At 71.3% G+C, this 26,495-nt stretch carries 17 protein-coding genes; 7 read left to right on the top strand and 10 right to left on the bottom strand.

Annotated elements, in window-relative coordinates; all coding sequences use genetic code 11:
* Nucleotides 1–18 precede the first annotated feature (18 nt).
* The 3 genes from ACI2K4_RS28695 to ACI2K4_RS28705 all read left to right on the top strand — a co-directional run bounded on the left by ACI2K4_RS28695 (nucleotide 19) and on the right by ACI2K4_RS28705 (nucleotide 3,040).
* Nucleotides 19–1,344: an O-acetylhomoserine aminocarboxypropyltransferase/cysteine synthase family protein gene (locus ACI2K4_RS28695; protein ID WP_404515819.1), complete on the top strand. Its 1,326-nt coding sequence runs from the start codon at nucleotides 19–21 to the stop codon at nucleotides 1,342–1,344.
* Nucleotides 1,345–1,351: 7 nt separating this feature from the next.
* Nucleotides 1,352–1,840, top strand: coding sequence for a CoA-binding protein (locus tag ACI2K4_RS28700; protein ID WP_404515820.1), 489 nt, complete (start codon nucleotides 1,352–1,354; stop codon nucleotides 1,838–1,840).
* A gap of 114 nt (nucleotides 1,841–1,954) precedes the next feature.
* Nucleotides 1,955–3,040 (top strand): DUF2293 domain-containing protein, encoded by a 1,086-nt coding sequence (locus tag ACI2K4_RS28705; protein WP_404515822.1) that lies wholly within the window; start codon nucleotides 1,955–1,957, stop codon nucleotides 3,038–3,040.
* Between the two features lie 189 nt (nucleotides 3,041–3,229).
* Here ACI2K4_RS28705 and ACI2K4_RS28710 read toward each other — a convergent pair whose 3' ends face one another.
* From ACI2K4_RS28710 to ACI2K4_RS28745, 8 genes are all read right to left on the bottom strand, one after another.
* Nucleotides 3,230–5,074, bottom strand: coding sequence for a hypothetical protein (locus tag ACI2K4_RS28710; RefSeq protein ID WP_404515824.1), 1,845 nt, complete (start codon nucleotides 5,072–5,074; stop codon nucleotides 3,230–3,232).
* A complete protein-coding gene (locus ACI2K4_RS28715; RefSeq protein ID WP_404515825.1) occupies nucleotides 5,067–9,551 on the bottom strand; it encodes a DUF6603 domain-containing protein in 4,485 nt (1,494 codons plus the stop codon). The genes ACI2K4_RS28710 and ACI2K4_RS28715 overlap by 8 nt, the downstream gene beginning before the upstream one ends.
* On the bottom strand, nucleotides 9,548–10,873 hold the full coding sequence (locus ACI2K4_RS28720) for a ComEC/Rec2 family competence protein (RefSeq protein WP_404515826.1): 1,326 nt from the start codon (nucleotides 10,871–10,873) through the stop codon (nucleotides 9,548–9,550). Before ACI2K4_RS28720 ends, ACI2K4_RS28715 begins: the two co-directional genes overlap by 4 nt.
* Nucleotides 10,874–10,937: 64 nt before the next feature.
* Complete coding sequence (locus tag ACI2K4_RS28725) at nucleotides 10,938–13,190, bottom strand: LamG domain-containing protein (RefSeq protein WP_404515828.1); 2,253 nt, start codon at nucleotides 13,188–13,190, stop codon at nucleotides 10,938–10,940.
* Nucleotides 13,187–13,372 (bottom strand): hypothetical protein, encoded by a 186-nt coding sequence (locus ACI2K4_RS28730; RefSeq protein WP_404515830.1) that lies wholly within the window; start codon nucleotides 13,370–13,372, stop codon nucleotides 13,187–13,189. The genes ACI2K4_RS28725 and ACI2K4_RS28730 overlap by 4 nt, the downstream gene beginning before the upstream one ends.
* A gap of 62 nt (nucleotides 13,373–13,434) precedes the next feature.
* Entirely contained in the window at nucleotides 13,435–17,010 is a 3,576-nt protein-coding gene (locus tag ACI2K4_RS28735) for a hypothetical protein (protein WP_404515831.1), read from the bottom strand.
* Nucleotides 17,011–17,455: 445 nt separating this feature from the next.
* Nucleotides 17,456–18,046 carry a TetR/AcrR family transcriptional regulator gene (locus tag ACI2K4_RS28740; protein ID WP_404515832.1) on the bottom strand — a complete coding sequence of 197 codons (591 nt, stop codon included), beginning with the start codon at nucleotides 18,044–18,046 and terminating at the stop codon, nucleotides 17,456–17,458.
* A gap of 77 nt (nucleotides 18,047–18,123) precedes the next feature.
* Nucleotides 18,124–19,518 (bottom strand): MFS transporter, encoded by a 1,395-nt coding sequence (locus tag ACI2K4_RS28745; RefSeq protein WP_404515833.1) that lies wholly within the window; start codon nucleotides 19,516–19,518, stop codon nucleotides 18,124–18,126.
* A gap of 244 nt (nucleotides 19,519–19,762) precedes the next feature.
* Between ACI2K4_RS28745 and ACI2K4_RS28750 the strand changes: the two genes are divergently transcribed.
* On the top strand, nucleotides 19,763–20,191 hold the full coding sequence (locus ACI2K4_RS28750; RefSeq protein ID WP_404515834.1) for a Fur family transcriptional regulator: 429 nt from the start codon (nucleotides 19,763–19,765) through the stop codon (nucleotides 20,189–20,191).
* A 23-nt stretch (nucleotides 20,192–20,214) separates the two neighbouring features.
* Nucleotides 20,215–22,491, top strand: coding sequence for a catalase/peroxidase HPI (gene katG, locus ACI2K4_RS28755; protein WP_404515835.1), 2,277 nt, complete (start codon nucleotides 20,215–20,217; stop codon nucleotides 22,489–22,491).
* A gap of 56 nt (nucleotides 22,492–22,547) precedes the next feature.
* On the opposite strand, the gene ACI2K4_RS28760 is transcribed toward katG, so the two are convergent.
* Both ACI2K4_RS28760 and ACI2K4_RS28765 read right to left on the bottom strand, forming a co-directional pair.
* Nucleotides 22,548–23,201 carry a response regulator gene (locus ACI2K4_RS28760; protein ID WP_404515836.1) on the bottom strand — a complete coding sequence of 218 codons (654 nt, stop codon included), beginning with the start codon at nucleotides 23,199–23,201 and terminating at the stop codon, nucleotides 22,548–22,550.
* A gap of 4 nt (nucleotides 23,202–23,205) precedes the next feature.
* A complete protein-coding gene (locus ACI2K4_RS28765; RefSeq protein WP_404515838.1) occupies nucleotides 23,206–24,558 on the bottom strand; it encodes a sensor histidine kinase in 1,353 nt (450 codons plus the stop codon).
* A gap of 168 nt (nucleotides 24,559–24,726) precedes the next feature.
* Between ACI2K4_RS28765 and ACI2K4_RS28770 the strand changes: the two genes are divergently transcribed.
* Entirely contained in the window at nucleotides 24,727–25,698 is a 972-nt protein-coding gene (locus ACI2K4_RS28770) for an ATP-binding cassette domain-containing protein (RefSeq protein WP_404515839.1), read from the top strand.
* A complete protein-coding gene (locus ACI2K4_RS28775; protein ID WP_404515840.1) occupies nucleotides 25,695–26,489 on the top strand; it encodes an ABC transporter permease in 795 nt (264 codons plus the stop codon). Before ACI2K4_RS28770 ends, ACI2K4_RS28775 begins: the two co-directional genes overlap by 4 nt.
* The last annotated feature ends 6 nt before the right edge of the window (nucleotides 26,490–26,495 follow it).

Below are 26,495 nucleotides of genomic sequence, written 5' to 3' on the forward strand. Positions count from 1 at the left end.
CCGAGGAAAGAGGCCTTCGTGACCGACCAGCCCCCCAGGGCCGAGCAAGCCCGCGATTTCGGATTCGAGACCCGGCAGTTGCACGCCGGGCAACGACCCGACCCGAACACGGGCGCCCGCGCGGTGCCGATCTTCCAGACGACCAGCTACGTGTTCGAGGACCCGGAATCGGCGGCGGCGTACTTCAACCTCCAGGAGTACGGCAACACGTACTCGCGGATCATGAACCCGACCGTGGCGGTGTTCGAGGAGCGGATGGCCAACCTCGAGGGCGGAACGGGTGCGGTGGCGTTCGCCAGCGGCATCGCCGCCCAGGCCGCCGCGCTGTTCACCCTGCTGGAACCGGGTGACCACGTCGTGTCCTCCACCGCCCTCTACGGCGGTACGGTCAACCAGCTCAAGCACCTGCTGCGCAAGATGAGCGTCGAGCTGAGCTGGGTCGACCCCGACGACCCGGACGCCTGGCGGCAGGCGGTCCGCCCGAACACAAAGGCGTTCTTCGGCGAGACGATCGGCAACCCCTCCGGGAACGTACTCGACATCGAGACCGTGGCCGCGATCGCCCACGAGCACGACCTGCCGTTGGTCGTCGACAACACGTTCGCGACACCGTACCTGTGCCGCCCGATCGAGTGGGGCGCCGACATCGTCGTCCACTCGGCCACCAAGTTCATCGGCGGCCACGGCACCAGCATCGGCGGCGTGGTTGTCGAGGCGGGCACCTTCAACTGGTCCAACGGCCGCTTCCCGGTGGTCGCGGACCCGTCTCCCGCCTACCACGGCCTGCAGTTCCACGAGACGTTCGGCTCGTACGGCTACTTGATGAAGCTGCGGGCCGAGACGCTGCGCGACCTCGGCGGGGCACTCTCGCCGTTCAACGCGTTCCTGTTCCTCCAGGGGCTCGAAACGCTGTCGCTGCGGATGCGGCGCCACGTCGACAACGCCCGCGCGGTCGCGGCGTTCCTCGAGTCGCACGAGCTGGCGACCAACGTGACCTACCCCGACCTGCCGACCGGCAGGTACCGGCCGTTGGTGGAGAAGTACCTGCCCGGCGGGGCGGGAGCGGTGTTCTCGTTCGAGTGCGCCGGCGGTCGGGCCGGCGGCCAGGACCTCATCCGTGGCGTGACCCTCTGGTCCCACCTGGCCAACGTCGGCGACGCGAAGAGCCTGATCATCCACCCCGCCAGCACGACCCACCGCCAGCTCAGCGACGACGAACTGCGCGCCGCCGGGGTCGCACCGGGGACGGTACGCCTCTCCGTCGGCACCGAATCCGTCGAAGACCTGATCTGGGACCTCGAACAGGGGTTCGCCAAGGTCGCCGCCACGGTGGGGGAGAGGTAACGCCAGCATGAGCCCTGACGAACTCGGCCAGTACCAGGACCCGTCGACGATCCAGCGGGTGCTGCACACCGGGCGGACCATCGCGGTCGTCGGTCTGTCGAACAACGAGCTGCGCGCCAGCTACTTTGTCGGCTACTACCTCAAACGACACGGCTACCAGGTCATCCCGGTGAACCCCCGGGAGAAGACGATCCTCGGCGAGACCAGCTACCCGAGCCTGCTCGACGTACCGGTTCCGGTGGACATCGTCAACGTCTTCCGCGCGCCGAACGCGCTGCCGGGCATTGCCCAGGAAGCTGTCAGCATCCAGGCCGGCACCCTCTGGTGCCAGTTCGGCGTGGTCAACGCCGAAGGTGCGCGGATCGCCGAGGACGGCGGCATGACGGTGGTCATGGACCGTTGCATGAAGATCGAGCACGCCCGCTACCGGGGCCGGATGCACTGGCTCGGCTTCAACACCCAGCGCATCACGTCGGTCCGCTCGGGCCTCCAGTAGCGCGCGACAAACTCGCACCGGTGGGGTCGCGGGGCAGCGGACGAATCCCGCCGCCCCGCGACCCCACGGGGCACATCCCACGTCGGATCCGACGGCTGACTATCCTCGTTCGGCATGTCCACTGCCCCGCACCCGCCCACCGGATCGCCGACGGGCACCAAGCTGGAGCGGCGCGTCGTGGCCGCCGCCCAGGCCGCCCTGACCCGCCACCGGTACGTCGCACCGGTCGCCCTGCTCGGCGCGCTCGGCTGGCTTCCCGGTGACCTGGTCGACCGGTGGCGCCAGGGCCGTGTCCCGGAGTTGGAGCAGGGTGCGGCCGTACCCCCGGCACGGCTGCTGGAGGCGCTGGAGATTCTCGCCCGCTGGGCCCGCGGCGAAGGACTACAGCCCGGCGAGGTCGAGTACCTCGGCGCGACCCGGGACCGGCGTCGGCTGCGCTTCACCGCCGCCGACGACCCGGAGATCGAGCGAACGTACCGGACGCACTGGACCTCCGCCGCGCTCTCCGAGACCGCCCGGGAACGACTCGTCCAGCGGCAGAGCGCACCGCCCGACCTGGTGGTGTTCTCGGCGGTCACCGAGTGGACCTGTGCCGAGTGCGGCGACACCGGCGAACTGCTCGTCACCGAGGACGGGCAGACCCTCTGTCTGACCTGCACCGACCTGGACCACCTGGTCTTCCTGCCGGCCGGCGACGCCGCGATGACCCGGCGGGCGAAGAAGGCCAGCACCCTCTCCGCCGTGGTGCTGCGCTTCAACCGGACCCGAAAGCGGTACGACCGGCTCGGGCTGTTGGTGGAGCCGGCGGGGCTGGACAGCGCCGAGCGGCAGTGCCTGGGGGACGAGGCCGCGCGGGCGCGCCGCCGTGAGCGCGACCGGGAACGCCGGGCCGACCAGGACGTGGCCCTGATGGCTCGGATGGCCGAGGAGATCCTTCGGCTCTTTCCGGGATGTCCGGGGCACCGGGCCGAGGCGATCGCCGGGCACACCGGTCTGCGGGGCAGCGGCCGGGTCGGGCGTTCCGCCGCCGGCCGTGCCGTGGACGAGGACGCGATGACCCGTGCGGTGATCGCCTCCGTCCGCCACGAGGACACCGAGTACGACCGGCTGCTGATGGCCGGTGTCCCGCGCGCCGAGGCCCGGGAGCGGATCCGGGCCGACATCGACCGTGTCCTCGCCGCCTGGCGCTCCGCCCCCTGACCGTCGCCGGCCCGCACCGCCCGTTCGGGCCGGGCAGACCTGCCCGGCCACCCGGTCGGCCACCAAAACGCACTCACCGTAGCGTCGACAAACGACGGACCGACCCGGCGGGAGTGCGGGCCGACGTCACGGCCGACCACCGGCCGGCAGCGGGTCCGGGGCGGCGCTCGCCCCGGACCCCCGACTCGGTCAACCCCGCAGGAACGTGACCCGCTCGGCGGTCTCGGTGAGTTGCAGCGCGAGATCACCCGAGTCGAGGTCGGCCGGGGCGAGCCCGAGTGCCCCGGCGATCGCCGTACCCAACGCCGTCAGCGGTACGGTCCGCCGGTCGCCCAGTGGCATCGGCCCGACCGAGGCCGGGGTGCCGGTGGTGCCACCCGGAGCCCGCAACGTCTTGCCGAACGTGCTGTCGCCCAGTCGTTCGACCGCCAGGTGCTGCCCCTCCGGCGGCTGGTGCAGGTCCAGGCGCCCGAGTGGCAGGTCACCGCTGAACAGGCAGAGCAGGATGTCCGGCGCGAGCCGGGCGGTACGCCACGGTGCCAACGGCTGGGTGCCGGCCGCGTCGGCGTACCCGTCGACCAGCAGTCCCGGATAACCCGGAACCACCGCCGAGCGGATCAGCGCCCCGGTCACCGTGGGGAACTCCAGCGGCAGCGGGTCCGCCGCGTCCCGTCGCGCGTCCGCCGGCCCGAGCCGACCGATGCTGGTCGCCCCGTCGAGCAGGTGGCGCACCCAGCGCTGGTCCAGGCCGACGAACCGGACGCTCTCCACCGGCAGCAGCCGCTCGTCGGGCAGCAGGTAGCCGAACGGCACCCCCTCCAGCCGGGCCAGGCCGCGCAGCCAGCCGAGCAGCCCCTCCGGCATCGTGGTGTCGACGGTTGGCACCGCCAGCGGGTAGCCCTCGGACACGGTCTGCTTGGCGTCCGCGTCCCGCCGTCGGCGCCAGGTGAAAAGGCTGCTGCTGATGTCGGTGCTGCGTAGCGCCAGCAGCCGGCCGAGCTGCCACGCGGCGGCGTAGCTGACGTCGAACATGCCGACGTCCGGGTGCAGCCGCAGCAGTGCGTCGGCGGTGCGGACCGGTTCGACCGGGCCGCCGTCCACCGCCCCGACGGTCAGCGGCCCCCGGTACCAGCCGATGCTGCGGCCACCCTGGCGCAGCCGGTGCCGCAACGGCACCAGCCCCCGCCCCAGGTAGCGGTCGGTGGTCGGCTGGCCGACCCCGGGCAGCCGCAACTCCCCGTCGTCGGCGGCGAGGTCACGCACCAGCGCCGGGAAGGAGTGGTCGGCGCTGACGCAGGCGAACCGCCAACTCGCCAGGCTGATCACCGGCACGGTGGCGACCGTGGTCGCACCCCGCCCCGGGTGTGGCAGGTCCAGGTGCGAATTGCCGCTGCCGTCGACGGTGAACCGCTGCTCCAACGAGACCAGGTGGACGGTGCTGGTGGTACCGGCGGCCGGCAGCCGGCTGCCGACCACCACGGCCGCGTCCGGGTCCGCCGTCGGCCCGGTGCCACCGCGTACGTGCGCCAGCAGCCGCAACTGCGGGTACGGCGGGACCAGGTCGGTGAGCAGGTCCGTCGGTACGTCGATGACGGTCACCGGGTCGTCGGCCGAGTCGTGCTTCTCCCGGCTCGTCGCGGCGGCCGGCACCGTGCCCTCCCCGGCCAGTGCCCCCAGCGTGGTGGTTCGCGGCTGCGGCTGCTCGCCCTCGTCGAACAGGAGCAGCGCCAGCCACGGCGGCTGGTTGTCGCCGCCCCCGCCCGGGTCACGTTCCCAGGGCAGCGACGGCCGGTCCAGCACCACGTGCGGCAGCACGTTGGCGTGGTCGCCGAGGCTGCCCTCCGGTGGGAAGACCGAGCGGATCGCGTTCGGCGGTAGCGCGAACCGGTCGCCGCCCACGCTGAACTTGCGCACGGTGCTGAACGAGTCGGTCGTACCGCCTGCGGTGACCTGGTGGGACACGGTGATCGTGTAGTCGCCGGCGGCGAGCGACGGCCGGCGGTGCGCGGCGAACGTGACGGTGCTGTCAGGCATTTGCGGCCACCCGGGGGATCTCGTGGAACTGGCTGGTGTCGAAACTGGTCAGGTCGACCGAGGCGTCGGGCAGCAGCGCCGCCAGCACCCCGGCCCGGGCGGTGGCCACCGCCGGTGCCCGGACACTGCCGACGATGAGCTTTGCCCGTTCTGCGGCGTTGCCGGTGCTGTCGGCCACCGTCGCCGGGGTCTGGAGCGCGATCGCGTCGGCGACCTGGAACAACGCGGTGTCGGCCTGCAACGCGGCCCGGTCCACCCAGGCCGGCGCGGGTGCCGAGGTCGGGCGGGCGGTGACGGTGTACCCGGTGAGCAGGTTCGGCAGCAGCGCCGGGTCGGTCGCCGACGGGGTGAGCCGTCCGCCCCAGAGCGCCGCCGGCATGCTCTTGACCGCCGGCTGGTAGTCGAACCGGTCCTCCACCGCCACACCGTCGCGGGTGATCTGGATTCGGTGGGTCGCCGCCGCGTTGCCGACCGCCACCCCCATCGGCGCGACCCCGAACCGGGTGGTGGCCGAGCCGGTGTCCAGCGAGCGTTCGGCGCTGTCGACGCCGCGCTTGGCGACGCTGGCCGGGATGGTGCTGTCGGTGCTCAGGACCAGGGTGGTCGGATCGACCAGGCCCAGGTCGTCGCCGGCCGCGTCCGCCGCCGCCCGGTGGCTGTCACCGCGCAGGGTGACACTCAGCATCTCGTTGCCGGCCGGCAGCAGGGCCGACCGGAAACTGGACCAGGAGAGCGCCTTCGGACCGCCGCCCCGCCCGGCACCGAACGAGATCCGGATCGAGGTGATCGACAGGTCGATCTTCGCGGTGCCACCGAAGTCCGGTCCCCACAGGTCGACGTCGGTGCCGACGTGCACGCTGATGGTGTGCGTGCCGAGGAAGTGGTACGTGTACGACGCGCCGACGCTGACGTGCAGCGACGCCTCGTAGTGGTACGGCTGCCAGGAAATCAGGAAGTCCATCGCCGCGTCGAACCAGGCGCGCAGCGACCCGTCCTGGTAGACCGCGCTGAGCCCACCGCCGGCCATCAGGGCGCCCGGGGTGAGCGCGTAGTACGCCGACCCGGACATACTGAACTCCGACGACACCTGCCAGTTGAACCCGAGCCGGGGCACGGTCGGGTAGTGCGCCGGCACCGGGAAGTGCGGGTGGTAGCCGCCGGCGGTGAGCACGAAGTCCCCGCTGTGCCCGCCCGAGAACCAGGTCGAGAAGGCGATCCCGCCGGTCAGGTGGCAGGCCCGCGACAGCAGGAAGGAGTCACGGGTGAGCTGAGCCAGCACGGTCAGGTAACCGTCCTCGGGCACGAAACTGGCCCGCAGTGCCAACTGCACCTCGGCGATCGGGGTGATCGCCGGGCCGCCCGGCTCCCGGGCCGGCAGCGTCAGCGTCGACAACCCGAGCACGTCCAACTCGAACCGGTGCCCGAACGTCGCCGCGACCAGCACGAACGAGTCGACCATCTCGAACGAGGTGAAGTGCACCCCGGCGGTGAGCAGGATGTCGCCGACCGACGGCGGCAGCCACCTGGCCAGGGTGCGCAACTCGTCGCCGAGACTGGTCCCCTTCGGGCTGGTCCCGGTCGCCTCGGCGACCAGCGGGAACGACGCGACGTCGTCGACCGGCGGGAGCACCAGGCGCCGGTTGTAACCGAAACCGGCCGCGATGCCCCGTACGTGGAAGAACGGCGGCCCGCCGATCGGATAGTCCAACCAGGCGTAGACGAAGACCGACGGTCCCGCCGGCAGTTGCGCGTACGATCCGAGCGCGGCCAGCGACAGCTCTCCGTTACGAAGCTGCGCCGTGCCACCGTACGCGGGGTAGCTGACCCCCTCGTACACGATCTCGTTCCTGAGGAACGCCCCGGTGATGCTCACCGGTCCCTCGGTGTACGACAGCCCCAACCCCGCCAGGTCGAACGACGGCACCGACAACGGGTCGGTGAGCGACACCCCGACCTGGAGCCCCTGCAACGACAGGGTGAGCCCGCCGACCCCGACCGACGCGTCGAGCAGCAGCGCGAGGCGCGGATCCTGGCCGCCGTCCTGGCGGAACGCCAACCCGACCCGGGCGACCCGGACCGGGCCGAACGCGCGCTGCACCGGGAGCCAGGCCGCGTTGTCCGAGGTCGTGCTCTGGGCCGGCGGGATCGGCACCGGCCCGGCCGGCGGGCTGGTGGTCCCGTTCACGCCGCTCACCGGCAGCGTCACCGGCTGGTCGAGCGGCCCCAGCCGCAGGGTGCCGTCGACGGTGAACCCGGCGGGCAGCCCGGCGGCCGGCAGCGCGGGCACCGCCGCCGGGAGCAGCGCGTTGAGGGCGGTGACGTCGGCGGCGGCCAGGGCGCTCGTGGCCGCGAGGATCCGCAGCAGGTCCAGGCCGATCGTGGTGTCGCCGGCCAGGTGCTCGCCGACCACCGGCAACCGGGCCAGGTCGACCGTGAGCTTGAGGTCCACCCCGAAGACGTACGCCGTCCCGGCCCCGCCTGCCGGTTCGGTCAGGGCGAAGAGCAGGTGACGCGGATCGACGACGATCCCGTGCGGGACGTAACCGGCGGCGGTCGGGGAGACGGCACCGACGAGCGCGCGCATCTCCGGCACCGGGTCGGTGTCGGCGTGCGCGTACGACGCGGCCAGCCGGCGGGCGGTCGGATCGCCGGCCAGGTGCAGGTCGAGCCGAGGGTGGAAAACGCCGTCCTCGACCGGTACGGCGAGTTCGATCGCCCCGTCGAACGAGCGCTGCGCGGTGTCGACGGTGACCGTGATCGCCACGTCGGTCCCGTCGACCGGGAACCGGGCCTCGCCGGTGACAAAGAGCCGCTTGGCGCCGGTGGAGATGTCGACACCGAGGTTCTCCACGGTCAGTTCGGCCAGCGGCGCCGGCAGGGTGAGATCGGTGTACCGCCGGGCGAGGTCGTCGACGAGTCCGCCGATCGGGATGCGCTGGCCGGTGCCGGTCTCGCCGGAGAACTCCCACTGCCGCTGCGGGTCGGAGTCGTACGCCGCCCGTACGGCGAGCGTGACCGTGTGGATGGCGAGGGTGGCCAGGGCCCGGAAGGTCGTCTCCTGCGGCGTCCGGCGCAGGTCGAAGATGACGTCCACCAGGTCGATCCCGTCGGTGATCGGCCAGTCCCCGGAAAGTATGACCTCGCCGTCGAACGTGGTTCCCTGGCTGTCGGTCGGCATCTGGGCGGTGGTGTGGAACTTCACCACGCCCAGGTCCGGCAGGTGCGCCGGGTCCGAGTGGGTGAAGTGCTGGTACACCTCGCGGATCCGCAGTGGCGGGTCGCCGTCGCGCAGCGATCCGCCGAGCGTGCGGGTGGCCGGGTTGGCCGCGAGCTCCAGCACGCCGTGTTCCCCGATGCCCACCAGTCCGCTCAGCAGCACCGCCATGCGCGGGTTCGAGATCGGCGTGTCGATCCGTAGGTTCAGGTCGATCTGCTCCAGGGTGAGCAGGTTGTCGACGATGGTCCAGTCGGCCTCGGTGTAGACCTTCATGGTCAGGTAGTCAATGGGTGCCGAGGCGCCCGGTGTGAGGTGCAACGCGACCGGGCCGAGCGTGATGCCCGGTCCCGCGTCGATGCCGAACGGTACGGGGACGTCCGACATCCCGCCGATCCGCGCGATGTCGGCCAGTTCCAGCGGGCCGAGCCCGGTGAAGTCGGCGGTGAGGCCGATCGGGGCGCCCCACTGGCCGACCCGGGCGTCCACCAGCACCCGTCTGGTCCGGGTGTCGCCGGCCGGCCCGGTCGTCACCGGCAGCGCGCCGGTGATCAACAGGTACGCCTCGACCTCCTGGTCGACCGTGTAGCTGTTCAGCCGAGGCTCGCCGATCACCTCGTACCGCAGTTCGGTCATGGTGACCAGGCCGAGGTCGAGGGTGTGACCCTCGGCCCCGTAGAGCAGGACCAGCGGCACCGTCGGCGTTTTCACGTCGAGTGTGTCCGGTGCGAGCCGGACCATGGTGATCTCGCCGGTGACGGGGTGGCTCCGGCCGGGGAAGAGCAGCGCGATCGCGGCCATCTCGGTGGTGATCCGGAGCGACCCCTGGAACGTCATCGGCAGGTCCGCCGGTTCGGGCGCCGGTTCGGTGCCGGCGGGGTCGAGACCGGCGGAGTCGAGCACCAGGGTGGGCGCGTCGAATCGCAGGTCTCCGAGGAGACCGTCGCGCAGCACCGGGAAGGCGTCCGCGAGTGACCAGGTCGGGCCGGCGGTCGCGGTGACGCTCACGGCTATGACGGTCTGTCCGTCCAGGGTGAAGCGTACGGTCACCGCCATGGTGCCGAACGGTGCTCCGTCGCCGGTCCCGGTGACGACGACCGCTCCCTCGCGGTCGGACCGGGAGGCACCGGCAAGGGTCAATCGACCGGTGGACAGGAACCTGCCCAGGTACGCCGCGACGCGTGGCGGAAGCTGGTCGACCGGTAGATCCAGGCGGCCGGCGGCGACGCCGGCCAGCAGCGTCTCGAGTTCGTTCCTGGTCATGCCGGCTTCCAGACGAGGTCGAGCTTCGACTCGGCCCACGGCTCGGAGGTGATGGAGCCGGTGACGTAGACCGGAGCGGTCAACTTTGCCTTGGTCTGGACGATCTCGTCCTTTCCGACGACCCAGTACCAGACCTCATGTTCGTCGGCCGTGTTCGCGCCGAACTGATTGGCGTACGTGTTCACGACCTCGCTGTCCGGCAGGTGGTGGAGGGCCTTCCCGGTCTTTCCGGCGCTGACCACCGCCTGGGTCGTGGGTTTCACGAGTTTCACGAAGTCGGGCGAGGACGAGGTGAGGTTGCTGCCGTGATGCCCCACGTGTATCACGTCGACACCCGCCAGATGTTTCTTGTTCTCGGCGGCGTAGACGCTCTTTTCCATCAGGTAGATCTCAGTCGATTTGGTGGCGTCCCCGCAGAGCAGCAGCCTCTTACCGAAGACCTCGACGAGGAGCACCATGCTGGCCCGATTTTTCAGAGCGTCGGTGTCGTGGTCGTCGACGTACCGTTTCTTGACCCCACTGGCCAAAACGCTGATCTTGCAGCTGCTCTTCTCGTGATGGATGACGAGTCGGCCCCTGTCGTCGAGGTAGTTGAAGAGGTCACCCTTCTTCACCTCTTCGTCCGCGTCCTTCTGTTTCTTCTTTGCGATGTCCGCGTTGCTGTATTTTTTGTCCTGGTTGCTGCGTTTGGCCAGCGTGATGTCGCCCGCACCCCCGACGTCCTTGGCCTCCTCGTTGAAGGTGACCATGTACTCGAGGCCGGTGTCGAGCTGTGAATTCCGCACCCAGTTCTGGGTCGAAAACTGGTAATCCCCCATGTCTGCGCTGTGGTAGACCCGGTCGACCCGCGGCGACACCTTGTCCCGGGTCAGTACGGCGGCCAACTTGTTGTTGTGGTCGTCGTCCGGATGCGTCAGAACGAGGATGTCGAGCTGCCTCGTCGTGCCGCCCGGCCCCGTCCCGCCGAAGAACCTCTTGCTGTAGAGGCAGTACTGGGCGAATCGCTTCAAGGTGCCGTCCGCCAGACCGTCCGATCCGATGGAGCCACAGTCGACGAGGATGAGCTTTCCACCCGGTGTGGCCATCACGATGCAGTCGCCCTGACCCATCTTGACCCAGCGGGCGTAGAAATTGCCGTCGCCCGGGTACCCGGAAAGGTCGATACCACCGGCCGAGGCCGTCTTGTGGCGGGCCGTCAACATGTTGATGTCCTCGATGACCCCGTTGGCGGTGTTGTTGAGCACGAGCGTGGCTCTCTTCTTGGCCGTGCCACGATCGCTGGGTGCGGCCTCGACCTCGCTGATCTTGCGTTTCGGTGGCATCGGACTCTTCCTCCGGAGGCGGTGGGTGGAATCGGTCGCGGGCGGGTGACGTCGGCGGGGCGGATCAGAACGGGAACGGGAAGCGGCGACCCAGGTCGAGCAGGCGTCGCAGCTCGCCCTCGGTGAGAACGGTCGAGCCGAGGCGTAGCTGGGAGAGCGTCGCGGTCCCGGCGAAGATGTCGCGCAGGTCGTCGGTGGCGGTGTTGCCGTCCCTGAAGAAGAAGCCCTCCGGGCGGCCTTCGATCCGGTGCCAGAACTTGTGCGCGTGGTGGAACCGGATGCTGGGGAAGACCACCTGCCCCGCCGGCGTCTCCGGCTGGAAGAGCTCCAGGTACACCTGCTTGCCGAGGGCCCGGTCCGGTCGCTCCAACCGGAGGTGCCCCTCGGCCCCGGTGGCCAGCACCTTGTCCACCCGTACCGAGGTGAAGACGCCGAGCCGGGCGAAGATGTCGCTCAGATCGTCGCTGGTCGGCGGCCCCCACTTGAACATGAACCCCTCGGGGCGGCACTCCATCCGGTGCCAGAACTTGCTCGCGTGGTGGAACCGGATGCTCGGGTACGTCACCACGTTGGCCGGCGTCGCCGACTGGTACAGCTCCAGGTACACCTGGTTGCCGCCGGACTGGTCCTCCCGCCGCAACTGGAGATGCTCGGTGCCCGACTTCACCGTCAGCTTGAACGGGGCGCTGCCGGTGCCGATGCCCACCTGGCCGCCGACGAACAGCAACGGGCTCCGTTCCACCTCGACGCTGACAAAACCGTCCTGGAAGCCGGGGATGTTGCGGTACGACAGTGCCACCGGCGCGTGCCCCGGCGTGGCCAACCCGTAGATCGGCCCGATGCCCAGCTCCAGCCAACCGTCGGCGGTGATCGCGGTGTCCGCCTGCGGGGTCAGCGTCCACGTCGCCCGCTCGTTACGGATCAGGTCGTCGACATCCCAGGCGACGCCGGTGGTGCCACTCAGTGCCACCGCGATCGACTCGACCTGGCCGGAGGTGGTCAGGGCCCAGTCCCGGGTCTCGTTGGCCAACTGCACGTCGAAGGAGAGGACCAGCGCCGAGGCGCGCTCCTTGCCGACCTTCGCCGATCCGGTCAACGGGATCGGTACGTCCCGCGAGACGTTGGCCACCCGCAGCCTCAGCGAACTGGTCCCCGACCCGTCGCTGAGCACCCGGTTGCCGCCGACGAACGCGATGTCCAGCGGGATGTCCGGGCGGCCCCGGTGGTTCACCACCTCCAGCGACTGCTGCCGGGTGCCGACGATCTCGCTGGTCTCCCCGACGTACCCGAGGCGCTGGTAGGCAAGCTCCACCCGGGTCACGTGGGTGCCGTCGGTGCCGTCGGCGCGCAGCCCGGTCAACGGCAGCTCGATCGACTTACCCGCCGGAATCACCGTGTTCGCCGGCCCGAGCAGGTGCATCTCGGTACGGTCGTCGCTGGCCGCCAGGGTCCAGCCGGCCGCCGCCAGCCCGACCGCGCTCGCCGGGGCGAGAGTGCCCGCCCGCCAGTTCAGGGTGAAGTGCCGGCTCGCCGCCGACACCGGACCGCTGACCGGCCGGAGCGTGATGTCGTGCCGCGCGGAGTTGGCCACCCGCAGGGTCAGCGTCTGACTGGTGGCCGCGTCGTCGATGTACAGCACCGGCTGTTGGTCGACGTTGGCCAACTCGAAGTCGAGCGGGTGGGTACGGACGAACGCGGTGATCGGCGACTCGTCCACCGCCATCAACTCGCTGACCTCGGCGGGGCTCAACGGCACGTCGAACACGCGTACCGCGGCCACCGACATCGGCTGGTACTGGCTGGCGTTGCCCGCCGGCCGCCCGACCACGAAGCTGCCCTGCACCGTCGGCGGTGCCGGCACCATCTTCTCCAGCAGCATCGCGCCGTCCAGGTAGATCCGCAGCCGTTCCTTGCCCCGGGTCACCGTCAGGTGGTGCCAGGTGTCGAAGGTGAACACCCCGGCGGCGGTGTTGTACCTCAGGGAAGCGGGACCCGGCGTATCGGTGATGATGTTGCCCAGGAAGTTCACGGCCAGCATGGCGCTGCCCCGGCCCATCAGCGTCTGCATGCCCGAGGCCGGCTTCGGCACCCGGAACCAGCCGGAGAGCGTGTAGGTCGCGGACGGCGGTAGTGAGCTGGGCGAGACCACCGCGTCGCCCACCCCGTCGAGCACCACCACCGCGCCGAACTGGTCGTTCGGCGCGACCGTCGGATTGCCCTCGATCCGACCGTCGAACTGCCCAACGCCGTAGTCGACGATGACGTTGCCCGGGGCGATGTCGTCGAGCTGCCAGAACAGCAGCGGCTGCGGGCTCATGCCGACCGCACCGGGGACAGGCCGGGGCGCTCGGCCTCGACCGACGGGTTCTGCACCTGCGTGCTGGCCTGCCGGCCGATCGTCTCGACCAGCTCGTAGACCCGGGCGTACGGCAACTGGCCGAGCGCCTCCAGCACCAGGTTCGTCTGCTCCAGGGACAGGGTGAGATTGATCTGTGGCATCGGATCGCTTTCTCGTGCGAGGGACGTACGACGGGGGACTTGCCTTGCCGTGGGTAGGTAGATCAGTGGCGCGGGCGCAGGGTGAGCCAGCCCTCCCGGGCGGTCAGGCCGGTGGGGAACGCCTCGGCGAGCTCCGGCGGCTCGGCGACCTCGACCCAGTCGGCGCCGTCGCGTTCCCGCCACGACCAGACCCGGTCCGGGTCCGCCGCCGGGGAGACCAGGGCGAGGGTGTCGGCGCCGGTCAGCACCGGCGCGGTGAGGAAACCGGTCTCCAACCGGGCCAGCGCCTCCTGGTGGTGGGCCGGATCCAGCCGCGTCGACACGGTCGGCAGTACGCCGGTGGTGGCGTGCACCGCCCCGGCCGGCTCCAGCAGCACGGTCAGGGTGAGCGCCGGCAGGTCGACCCCGACCGCCAGCGGCGGTTCGGAGTCCTCTTCGGACTGGCTGACCACGTCGTGGTAACGGTCACCGAGAGAGCCGTCGGCCTGCTCCAGCCAGTAGCCCAGGGTGCCGTCGCCGAGCCGGCCCCGCTCGCCCAGGCGTACCGGGAACCGCACCGACGGGTACTCGTTGCTCTCCCGTACGTCGCGGTCGAGGTCCTGCCGGAAGATGTTCCAGTCCTGGTGGATCGCGGGCAGTCCGGGCGACTCCAGGTCGAGCGTGAGCCGCACCACCGCCACCGGCCGGCCGACCAGCACCGCCCGGGCCCGGTGCTGCCCCGGATCCTCCGGCTCCACCGCGTCCAGCGACTCGTCCAGCCCGGACACGAAGTCGGCCAGCCCGGCGGCGCCCAACCCGCGCAGTCGCCGTACCACCGTGCGCAGCCGCTCGTCGTGGATCAGCCCGACGTCGGTGACCGGTCCGTCCGGGGCCGACTCCCACAGCGCCTGCCCCGGGGCGGCCGGGTCGGCGTTCAGGTAGAGCGTGCCCAACCAGTCGCCGCCGGCCGCGTACACCCGCAGGCCGTCGTCGAGCGGGTCCGGCAGCAGCCAGCCGCAGACCGGGGACGACTCCGGCAGGCCGCTGAGCGTCTCCCCGGTGGCCTGGGCGTCGAGCAGTTCCAGCCGCACCCTCGCCGGCACCGCCAGCCGGGGCGGCATCGCCACCCAGGTCGGCCGGTTCGGCATGTCCAACCAGGTGGTGGTTCTCGGCTGGTCGACGTCCACGTCGTACCCGATGCCGAAGCTGTCCACGACGCGCAGCCGCCGCACCCGCAGCGCCCCCGCCCGGACCGGGTTGAAGTCGCTCAACGGCACCGGCGCGTACCGACCCTCACCGGCCACCGCCTGCTCCACCAGTTCGGCCAACGCCTGACCGCCGGGAAAGCCCAACGGGTCGGTGACCGGCAACTGCCGGACCATCCGCAGCATCACCAGGGCGTCGTTGAAACCACCGAGGCTCTGCGCCAGGTTGCTCTCCTCGTGCTCGGCGAGATGCCGGTACGCCGCCGCGAGCGTGCCCAGCCGAGGGTCGTCCCGCTGCGCCGCGCACCAGTCCAGCAACGGCCCCGGGTCGTCGGTCAACTGCTCGACCGTCCACGGGGTCGACCGGGCGGCGGTCCGTTCGGCGTTCGCACCGGCCAACGGTGTGCCGAGCAGGTAACGCATGATCCGGGTGGAGAGCACCGGCCGGGCCGAGGCCGACAGCACGGTGCTGCCGGTGTAGACGTTCGCCGCGGTGTCCAGCACGTCCCTGCCGGGCCGGGGCCGCAGCTCCCGGTCCCCGTACGGCAGGGTGTAGTTCGTCGTGACAAACGCCGGGTCGAAGTCCCGCCCGGAGGGGTCGAGGTTGTTGCCCGCCCGGGCCGGGAAGAACTCCACCTCCCAGTGCAGCATCACCGGGTGCCAGGGCTGCCCGGTCCACGACCGCAGCCCCGGGTGGTCCGGGTCCCCGGTGGCCAGTTTGGTGGCCAACCCGGCGAGCGCGTCAGCGAGCCGACCGATCCCGGCGGCATCCCGCAGGTCGGCCTCGACCAGCCCGGACTCCAACGGCAGGCAGGGCAACCGTCCGTCCGGCTGGTCGGCGCCGTCCTGGCCGTACCGGTCCGACGGTGTCGCCGCCGCGCCGGTCAGCAGCACCACCGGCTCGTTCGGCAACTGGTACGGTGCCGCCGGAACCTGTTGCAGCTCGAACCGGCTGCGCGCGGTGGCGACCGCCTCCGTGTTCACCACGTCGAGCGCCCGCTGCGCCGCCTGTTGGGCCGCCCGCAACCGGTGGGCCAGACTGTCGCCGCTGCCCACCGGCGGCCAACTGCCCAACCCGGCCAGCCGTGCCGACAACGCGGTCACCTGTCGCCGCAGATACCAGCCGACCAGGTCCGGGTTCGGGTAGTCGGCCCGGCCGCCCGGCGGCGGGTACGCGCACGCCAGGTACCGGTGCCAGTCGGCGAAGATCCGCCGCCGCGCGCCGGTCACCTCCGCCGCCGCCGCGTCGTACGCCGACTGCGCCTCGTTCAGCGCGACGAGCAACGGGCCGAAGCTCGCCGGCAGGGACAACCGCTCCCGCGCCTGCCGCTGCTCCACGGTCACCGGCACCCCGCCGGTACCGACCCCGGTGCCGTCGCCGTCGCCGTCGAGCGGGTCGTCGCGGCGTCGAACGGACCAGGCCACGCCGGAGGAGACCGTGGCGAACGACGCGTCGTGCCGGGCCTGGGCCAGCCGGGTCGGCAGATCCAGTACGGCGCTCTCCAACTCGTCGGCGACCGTCAGCGCCTCCAGCAACTCCTCGGTCTCCGTCTCGGTCACGCCGGGCAGCACCGTGCCGAGGTGCGCGGCGAGCGCCTCGGTGGCGGTGTTCGCCACCCAGACCCCGCTCTCGGTGTCGGTCCCCGGGCCGGCTTCGGGCGCCCGCTTCGTGCCGCCGGTGAAGGTCAGCCGGCCGAAGCAGACCGTCCGCGCCGGTACGCCCCCGCTCGCCTCCGGCACCGACCAGTCCAACTCCTCGGCGACGGTCTGCGCCCAGCTCCGGCCGTTCGCCGCCGCCAACACCGCCGGCAGCTCGTCGTCGGCGGCCTCGGCGTACCAGCCGACCACGTCGTAGCGCAGCCCGTCCGGCGGCGCCACCGCGCCGTAGTCGTCGTCGTGGAACCCGAAGACACTCGACGAGTTCGGGTAGAACGCGGCGAACGTCGGCTCGCCGTAGCCCAGCGCGGTCAGCGCGGCGACCCGGTCGGTCCCGGTGCCCGGCCAGGTCGACAGCGGCAGCGTACGACCGAGGTGACGGTACGGCCGACCGGTCGTGCCCCGGGGATCGGCGGGCAGCAGCGGATAGGTGACCGCGCCCCGGTCGATGTCGCCGAGCGCGTCGCTCTCCACCACCCAGCGGTCCTGGGCGCCGCCCGGTGCGGTCCGGGTCACCAGCCACCGGTTCGGCACCTGGGGCAGTTCGACCACCGACCCGACGCCGTGGGTCAGCCTGGTGAGCGCGTCCGGCAACGACCAGTGCAGGTGCACCCCGGCCCGCATCGGCCAGTCCTGCTGGAACGGCGTGGGCAGGACCGCGTCGCTGAGGTTGGGTTCGCCGGAGTCGACGTCCCGGCGGGTGGCCGGGTCGACGTACGGCAGGCGGGTGAAGTCGGTGGTGGGTCCGGTGACGGTCCGGTCGGTGGCGAGCCACAGGGCGTCCACCCTGACGGGCACGGCAAGTAAGCGCATGACGATGCGTTTCCCTAATCGGTAGCGGCGGTTCGGCTGCTGCGGTAACGCCGGTTCACCGTAGGGCAATCGCTGGCCCGGAAACGACTCGCAAAGCTGACAGCGCCGTCGCTGGTCCGTCCGACGTGGACATGTTATTCGGCGCCCGAAAAACGGTCGATCCGACGCCCGGTCAGGCTCCTTGCCGACACCCGCGACGATCGCCGACACACCTACGCTGACCAGCGAGACAGGCGGCGTCCGCGAGCATGTCGGGCGAGCGTCGGTCAAAAACCCGTCGGGAACAAAAATTGTACGAGTGTGAGCCCGGACTCATGTCGGCTTTCTGTGCCACGGGGTGCTGCTGTTGTGCAACGGACAGAAAAAGTCCGGCCTTTTGTCCGCTGGTTGATTGCGGGTTCTGTCCGCGGCCACCCCGACCGGAGCTGTCTCAGCGCACCGGGTGGAACGCGTCGACGACCATGTCCGCGTACCGGCGCCAGACCGCCGGGTCGCGTTCGTCCAGTGCGATCAACTGGCGCGCCGTCCCACAGAGCACGACGCGTACGTCCCGGTCGCCGACGTCCGGACGGATCGGTCCGGAGGTCTGTGCCTTGGCGAGCAGCTCCCCGATCTGCTCCAGGATCCGGGTCGCCTGCTCGCTCTCCTCGCCGAACAGGGTGTCGGCGAGCACCCGGTTGCCGGCCAGCGCGGCGAACAGATCCGGGACGTAGGCGCAGAGTTCGCGGTAGGCGTCCGCGCCCGCGAGGGCGAGTTGGGTGAGCCGTTCGAGACTCTGGAACCCGTCCCGGGTGACCGCCAGGACGAGGTCGTGCTTTGCCGGGTAACTGCGGTACACGGTTGCCTTGCCGACCCCGGCGCGCTCGGCCACCTGCGGAATCGTCACCGCGAGGCCGTGCTGGGTGAACAGCTCGCGGGCGGCGGCGATGACGCGTTCGTGATTGCGCCGGGCGTCGCTGCGGCGGGCGTCGCTGTGCCGGGCTGGCGCGGCAACGCCCGAACTGGGCAGATCGGTGGTCACGATCCCAGTTTGCCCCACCACGGTGATCGCCGACCACGCCGGGTACGCGGGCGGTGACGTACCCGGCGTGCCCATGGTCAGGCCGTCTTTCCGGCTGTCACGGGTTGCGCGGTCACGGCGACGCGGGGGATGAACGCTGCGGCGACCGCCGCCGCGAGGGCGCCACCGGCGCAGAACAGGAACGCGGCGGAGTACGCGGACGCGCCGGGCAACCCGCTCCCGGCCGACACTCCGCCGGCCAGGATGCCGGCCATGACCTGGGTGCCGATCGACGAACCCACGGAGCGGACCAGGGCGTTGACCCCGGCCGCTTCCGCCGCGCGGGCGGCTGGCACCGCGTGGACGACGGTCGTGGGTATCACGGCCAGGGCCACGCCGACGCCGAGGAGGGCGACGAGCGACCAGCACAGGATCGCCAACTGGCTGCCGTGCCCGACGGCGAGCAGGACCGAGCCGAGCGCCGTCACACCGGCCGAGGCGGCGAGCGCGGTACGGCCACCGTAGCGGTGCCAGAGGGCGGCGGAAACCGGGCCGCCGGCCATCATGGCCAGGCTGCCGGGCAGCAGGAGCAGGCCGGCGCGAGTGGCGTCGGCGCCGAAGCCGTACCCGGTGCTGGTCGGCGCCTGGGCGAACTGCGGCACCAGCACGAACGCCCCGAACATGCCGCAACCAACCAGGAAGGTGGCGATGTTCGTGGTGAGCACCGAGGGCAGGACCAGGAGTTTCAGGTCGACCAGTGGGTGAGCCCGACGCCGTTCCACCAGGCCGAAGAGGATCAGCACCGCCAGCCCCACGGCGATCAGGCCGATCGTGCGACCGGAGAGCCACCCCCAGGTGCCGGCCCGGCTGATCGCGAGCAGCGGGAGGGTCACGCCGATGCCGAGCAGCGCGGTGCCGGCCAGGTCCACCCGCCCGCCGAGTGGCTGTCCCGCGGCCTCCGGCATGCCGAGGCCGACGGCGGCGGCCGACGCGGCGGCCAGAACGGCGGTGATCCAGAAGATCCAGGTGTACGAGGTGTGGTCCACGACCAGACCGCCGAGTACGAGGCCGAGCCCGGTGCCGACGCCGAAGATCGCCGAGATCATGCCGATCGCCCGGGCGCGGCGCTCGGCGGGGAACGCCGACCGGGCGATTCCGACGGCCAGCGGGATGACTCCGCCGCCCGCACCCTGGAGTACGCGACCGGCCAGGACCACTCCCAGGTTGTCGGAGACCGCGCTGATCACTGATCCCACCGCGAACACCGTCAGGACGACCACGAGCATTCGGCGCCGTCCGAAGAGATCGCCGAGCCGGCTGAAGACCGGCGTGAGGACGGCTGCGGCGATCAGGTAGGAGGTCAACACCCAGGTGACGCTCTGTTGCTCGCTGTGCAGGGCGGACGCGAGGGCGGGCAGGGCTGGCAGGACCGTCGTCTGGGCCAGGGCGTACGCGAGCGTACCCAGCCCCATGGCGGCGAGCGCACGGTTCATCGGAAAGGTGTCCTTCATCGTCCCTCACAAGCGGACTCTGGGGTTCGGTTAGCGGGGAGAGGCTAACCGGACCCCGGAGTTCGTTTGTCCGGACGCCGCCCCGGATGTGGTCGAGCGCACAGCCCCGTCGACGGCGGGCCGACGTCGGGTCCGGCCGGGGAACGCCCATCCCGCTGCTGAGATGTACGGATTTGGGCTGGAGCCAAACTTGATTCGTTCCAGATCAGTGGGCTATCTTCATCGCGTGATGTCCGACTTCGAGGCGCGGTTGCGGGCGGTCTCGTTGCGCGTGACCCGGCCTCGACTGGCGGTGCTCGCGGCGCTGCACGACCACCCCCATGTCGACACCGACACGGTGATCGCGCTCGTGCGGGCGGACCACCCCACCATCTCCCACCAGGCGGTCTACGACGTACTGCGGGCGCTGACCGACACCGGTCTGGTGCGACGTATCCAGCCCGCCGGCGCCACCGCCCGCTACGAGTCCCGCGTCGCGGACAACCACCACCACGTGGTCTGCCGCTCCTGCGGCGCGATCGCCGACGTCGACTGCGCCGTCGGCCACGCCCCCTGTCTCACCGCCTCCGACGACCACGGCTTCGTGGTCGACGAGGCGGAGGTCGTCTACTGGGGCACCTGCCCCGACTGCGCGACCGAACGCACGCCCCAGTGATCCGCAAGCTCGGAAGGAAGCAGATGAGCGACACCCAGAACAACGGTCCCTCCAGTGCGCAGGGCGTGGACCAGAAGGCAGCGGCCGGCTGCCCGGTCGCGCACGACTCGGTGACCGCGCAGGGCAGCGAGAGCGAGAACCCGGCGATCGACTCGCCGACCCCGAAGACGGGCGGACGCCCGCGTACCAATCGGGACTGGTGGCCCAACCAGCTCGACCTCTCGGTGTTGCACGCCCACTCGTCCAAGGGCAACCCGCTCGGCGCCGACTTCAGCTACGCCGAGGAGTTCGGCAAGCTCGACGTCGACGCCCTCAAGCAGGACATCGTGCGGGTGCTCACCACCTCGCAGGAGTGGTGGCCCGCCGACTTCGGCCACTACGGCGGCCTGATGATCCGACTGAGCTGGCACGCCGCCGGCACCTACCGCATCCAGGACGGTCGTGGCGGGGCCGGCGACGGCGCCCAGCGTTTCGCGCCGCTCAACAGCTGGCCGGACAACGCCAACCTGGACAAGGCGCGCCGGCTGCTCTGGCCGGTCAAGCAGAAGTACGGCCAGAAGATCTCCTGGGCCGACCTGCTCGTGCTCGCCGGCAACGTGGCCCTGGAGTCCATGGGGTTCAAGACCTTCGGCTTCGGCTTCGGCCGCGTCGACGTCTGGGAGCCCGAGGAGATCTTCTGGGGTCCGGAGGACGCCTGGCTCGGTGACGAGCGTTACGTCTCCGAGGCGGAGATGACCGAGGGCGTCGGTGCGACCGAGATGGGCCTCATCTACGTCAACCCCGAGGGTCCCCGCGGCAGCGCGGACTTCCGGGCCGCGGCGCACTTCATCCGCGAGACCTTCGGCCGGATGGCGATGAACGACGAGGAGACCGTCGCCCTCATCGCCGGTGGCCACACCTTCGGCAAGACGCACGGTGCCGGCGTCGCCGACACCCACGTGGGCGCGGAGCCCGAGGGCGCCCCGATCGAGGCGCAGGGTCTCGGCTGGCTCAGCACCCACGGCAGCGGCAAGGGCGGTGACACGATCACCAGCGGCCTCGAGGTGACCTGGACCGACCGGCCGACGCAGTGGAGCAACCGGTTCTTCGAGATCCTCTTCGGCTACGAGTGGGAGCTCACCAGGAGCCCCGGCGGTGCCAAGCAGTGGGTCGCCAAGGACGCCGAGGAGATCATCCCGGACGCCTTCGACCCGTCGAAGAAGTACAAGCCGACGATGCTCACCACCGACCTGTCGCTGCGCTTCGACCCGGCGTACGAGAAGATCTCGCGCCGGTTCCTGGAGAACCCCGACGAGTTCGCGTTGGCCTTCGCCAAGGCCTGGTACAAGCTGCTGCACCGCGACATGGGCCCGGTCAGCCGCTTCCTCGGACCCTGGGTCGCCGAGCCCCAGCTCTGGCAGGACCCGGTGCCGTCGGTCGGCGGCGCGCTCGTCGGTGACGCCGACGTCGCCACCCTGAAGGCGAAGGTCCTGGCGTCCGGTCTCACCACCGCCGAGCTGGTCTCCACCGCCTGGGCCTCCGCCGCGAGCTACCGCTCCACCGACAAGCGCGGCGGTGCCAACGGCGCCCGGCTCCGTCTCGAGCCGCAGCGCGGCTGGGAGGTCAACCAGCCCGAGCAGCTCGCCTCGGTGCTGGACACCCTCGAAGGCATCCAGCGCGAGTTCAACGAGGCCGGCGGCGCGCAGATCTCGCTCGCCGACCTGATCGTGCTGGCCGGTTCGGCCGCCGTCGAGAAGGCGGCGCGTGACGCCGGTGTCGAGGTGACCGTGCCGTTCCGCGCCGGTCGCACCGACGCCACCCAGGAGCAGACCGACATCGACTCGTTCCGGGTCCTGGAGCCGCGCGCCGACGCGTTCCGCAACTACCTGCGCCCCGGCGAGAAGACCCAGCCGGAGGTGCTGCTCGTCGACCGGGCGTACATGCTCAACCTGACCGCGCCGGAGATGACCGTCCTCGTCGGCGGCCTGCGCGCCCTCGGGGCCAACACCGGCGGCGCCCCGCACGGCGTCCTCACCGACCGGCCCGGGGTGCTGACCAACGACTTCTTCGCCAACCTGCTCTCCCCGGGCACCCGGTGGAAGGCGTCGGAGTCCGGCGAGCACCTGTACGAGATCCGCGACCTGGCCACCGACGAGGTGAAGTGGACCGCCACCGCGGTCGACCTCATCTTCGGCTCCAACTCGCAGCTGCGTGCCCTCGCCGAGGTCTACGCCAGCCAGGACGGCCGCGACAAGTTTGTCACCGACTTCGTCGCAGCCTGGACCAAGGTCATGGAACTCGACCGGTTCGACCTGGTCTGACAGGCGCCAACCGACGGGCCCCGGTCGATCCCGCTGGATCGGCCGGGGCCCGTCGCTCAGGTCAGGCCCGCCTCGTACGCGAGGATGGCGGCCTGGACCCGGTTGCGCGCGTCGAGCTTGATCAGGATCGAGCTGACGTGGGCTTTCACGGTGCCTTCGACGAGGTAGAGAGCGCGGGCGATCTCGGCGTTGGTGTGCCCGGCGCCGACCAGGGCAAGCACGTCACGCTCCCGCGCGGTCAGCTCCCCGACCCGTCGCCTGGCGTCGGCGGCCCGGTCGAGGCCGGCGTCGCGGTAGCTCTCGATCACCCGACGGGCGACGGCCGGCGACAGGTACGCCGCCCCGCTGGCGACGGCGCGTACGGCGGTGATCAGCTCGCGCGGGTCGGACGCCTTGAGCAGGAAGCCGGCCGCCCCGCCACCGAGCGCCCGGGCGATGTAGTCGTCCAGACCGAAGGTGGTGAGCATGATGACGCTCGTGTTCGGCGCCACCGAGCCGATCACCTTGGCCGCCACCAGGCCGTCGAGTTCCGGCATCCGGATGTCCAGCAGCGCGACGTCCGGGCGGTGGGCACGTACCAGTTCGACCGCCTCGCGGCCGTGCGCGGCCTCGGCGACCACCTCGATGCCGTCGTCGGTGGCCAGGATCGCCCGGACGCCGGCGCGGACCATCGCCTCGTCGTCGGCGAGCAGCACCCGGATCGGGTTCATCCGGCTACGCCCGTTCCAGCCGGTCCTTGGAAACCAGCAGGCCGTCGGCGAAGCAGAGCCGGTAGAGGTGGTCGGCGCTGGTCAGCAGCCCGGTCCCGGCCTGGTAGTAGACACAGTTCGCGTCGGCCGGCGGCTCGGCGACCACCCTCGGCGCCTCGCCGAACTCGCGCGGCGGCAGCCACGGCTCGACCTGCGCCCGGGACTGACCGAGCCGTAACCGGTCGTACCGATCCTCCGGGAGCCCGGTCCGGGTCACGGTCAGCAGTTGTACGACAACGAGCCCCGCGACCAACGCGAGCCCGACGGCCAGCGGTAGCGCGGCCGTCTGCAACTGCCGGCGCCGGTTGAGCCGGTTGCTGACCCGCAATGCGAAGCCGGACCGGCCACCGTCACCGCTCGGCGGCCCGTCGTCGGGCAGCACCGCGGTCACCGACCAGCCACCGCCCGGCCGTGGACCGGCGTCCAACCGCCCACCGGCGAGCCGGACCCGTTCGTCCAACCCGATCAGCCCCTGCCCGCTGCCGCTACCCCCGGCCGGCTGGGTCGGTGCCTCGTTCACCACCTCGACCCGGGTGCCGCTGCCGTCGCGGGCGAGCGTGACGGTCACCGGGGCGTCGGGCGCGTACCGGGCGGCGTTGGTCAGCGACTCCTGGACCACCCGGTGGGCGGCGAGCCTGGCCATCGGCGACCACCCGGGCTCCGGCCCGTCGTGCCGCAGCCGTACCCGCAGTCCGGCGCCGCCGGCCCGCCGTACCAGGTCGTCGACGCTCTCGTCCGCCGGCTGCAGGGCGGCGTCGGCGTTGCCGAGCACCTGGACGATGTCGTGCAGCCGGCTCGTCGCCCGCACCGCGCCGGCCCGCAGCTCGCCGGCGGCCCGGCGCTGCGCGTCGGTGAGGTTGCCGGCCAGTTCGAGCGCGCCGCCGTGCAACGCGATCAGGGCCAGTTCGTGCCCGAGCGAGTCGTGCATGTCCCGGGCGATCCGGGCGCGCTCGCGCAGCCGGGCCTGCTCGGCGACGATGCCGTGCTCCCGTTCGCGCTGCTCGGCGCGGAGCCGCCGGTACCGGCCGACCCACCAGGGCAGTACCGAGGTGACAAACGTGCCCAGCACCAGGGTGAGCCAGGCCGAGCCGGGTTCGGGCGAGCGCCAGAACGCCAGCGCCAGGCCGACGAAGGCCACGGCGATGAACACCCACAGCGCGAGCGCGAGCGACGCCATCCGCCGGCCGGCCGGGTAGGCCAGCAGGATCATCACCAGCGGCAGCCAGTCGCCCCCGGCGACCAGCACCTGTGACACGGACAGCCCCGCCGACACCGCCAGCAGCGGTGCCCAGGCCAGGTCGGCTCGCCGGTATCCCACCCCGCCAGCTTACGAGTCGGCGCTGGTCGGGACCCCTGTCGAAGGTCGGGGGTAGGGGCCCGGCGGAAGACCGATGCCCCCGGCGGGCCGACCTCCATAGTCTCGGCGGACACTGCCCACCGTCCGGTGCCGGCGCGGACGCGACCGGCACCACCGACCAGGAGACACATGATCACCGCTCGCGGCCTGCACAAGCGGTACGGCGACAGGGTCGCCGTCGACGCCCTCTCCTTCGAGGTACGACCCGGAACGGTCACCGGCTTCCTCGGCCCCAACGGGGCGGGCAAGTCCACCACCATGCGCCTGATGTTGGGTCTGGACCACGGCTCCGGCGAGACCCTGTTCGACGGCCGCCGGTTCGACAGCATCAGGCATCCGATGCGCGAGATCGGCGCGGTGCTCGAGGCGAAGGCCTTCCACCCCACCCGTACGGCGCGTAACCACCTGCGAATGCTCGCCGCCGGCAGCGGCATCCCGGCCTCGCGCGCCGACGAGGTGCTCGACTTCGTCGGCCTGTCCGACGTGAAGGGCAAGCAGCCCAGGGGCTTCTCGCTGGGTATGGCCCAGCGGCTCGGCCTCGCGCAGGCGCTGCTGGGTGACCCCGGCACGCTCATCCTCGACGAGCCGGCCAACGGCCTGGACCCGCACGGCATCCACTGGCTGCGTGACGTGCTCAGGTCGCTCGCCGCCGAGGACCGCACCATCTTCGTCTCCAGCCACCTGCTCTCCGAGATGTCGCTGATGGCCGACCAGTTGGTGGTCATCGGGCGCGGCAAGATGATCTACAACGGTGACGTCGACGGTTTTGTCAGAACCTTCACCCGGACCAGCGTCCTGGTCCGGACGCCGCGGGCCGAGCGACTCGCGGAGGTGCTGCGTGGGATCGACCACGTCACCGTCGACCCCCTCGGTGACGGGGCGTTACGGGTCGCCGGTGCCGAAGCGGCAGCCATCGGCGAGGCGGCGCACCGCGCCGGCCTCGTGGTGCACGAACTGACCCCCCAGACGGCGTCACTCGAGGCCGCCTTCATGACCGCGACCGGGGCGTCCGAGGAGTACGTGGCCCACGGTCCCGCCGCCGCGCCGGTGCCGTCCGAACCGCTCCCGACCGGCCACGACGGCTCCGGAGGTGTCGCGTGAACGTCGCGCTCCGGTTCGAGTGGGTACGGCTGCACACCCTCCGGTCGACGTACTGGCTGATCGCCTCGGCGCTGCTGCTCAACGCCACCGCCGCCGTCCTGGTCGCGTACGTGACCCGGGACGACCCGTTGACCGGCGACATCGTCGGTACGGCGATCACCGCCGGTGGCGCGAATCCGCCGGTGCCGCTGGCGGCGGTCTTCCTGGCCGTCCTCGGCATCCTCGCCACCGGTCACGAGTACCGGTACGGCACCGTCCAGCCGACCCTGACCGCGATCCCGCGCCGGTCGACCGTACTCGCCGCCAAGATCATCGTCGTGGCGCTGGTCGCGACGGCCGTCGCGGTGCTCTCGGTGATCACCAACATCGCGGTGGGGATGGCTTTCTGGGGCGAGTTCCCGGACCTGGGCGAGCAGCCGCTCAACCAGGCGCTGCCCGGGTATCTCGTGATGGTGCTCCTCTGGGCGGTGCTGGGAACGGCCCTGGGGCAACTGTTCCGCGGCGTGGCCCCACCGCTGATCCTGATCCTGGCGGTGCCACTGGTCGTCGAGCAACTGATCTTCAGGCTGTCGTTCGTCCCGGCGCTGGACTGGCTGCGACCGGCCGTCAAATTCCTGCCGTTCCTCGCCGGTCAGCAACTGGTCAACCTCAACGGGGAGGCCGGCGGGACCACCACGGCCGGCTCCGGGTTCGAGCTGTTCGACCGGTGGGTCGCCGGTGGCGTCTTCGCCACCTTCGTCGTGATCGTTCTCGTCGCCGCCCGGACCTCGTTCGAGCGCCGCGATGCCTGACCGGAC

Source organism: Micromonospora sp. NPDC050397 (assembly GCF_044901685.1).
Classification (GTDB): domain Bacteria; phylum Actinomycetota; class Actinomycetes; order Mycobacteriales; family Micromonosporaceae; genus Micromonospora_G.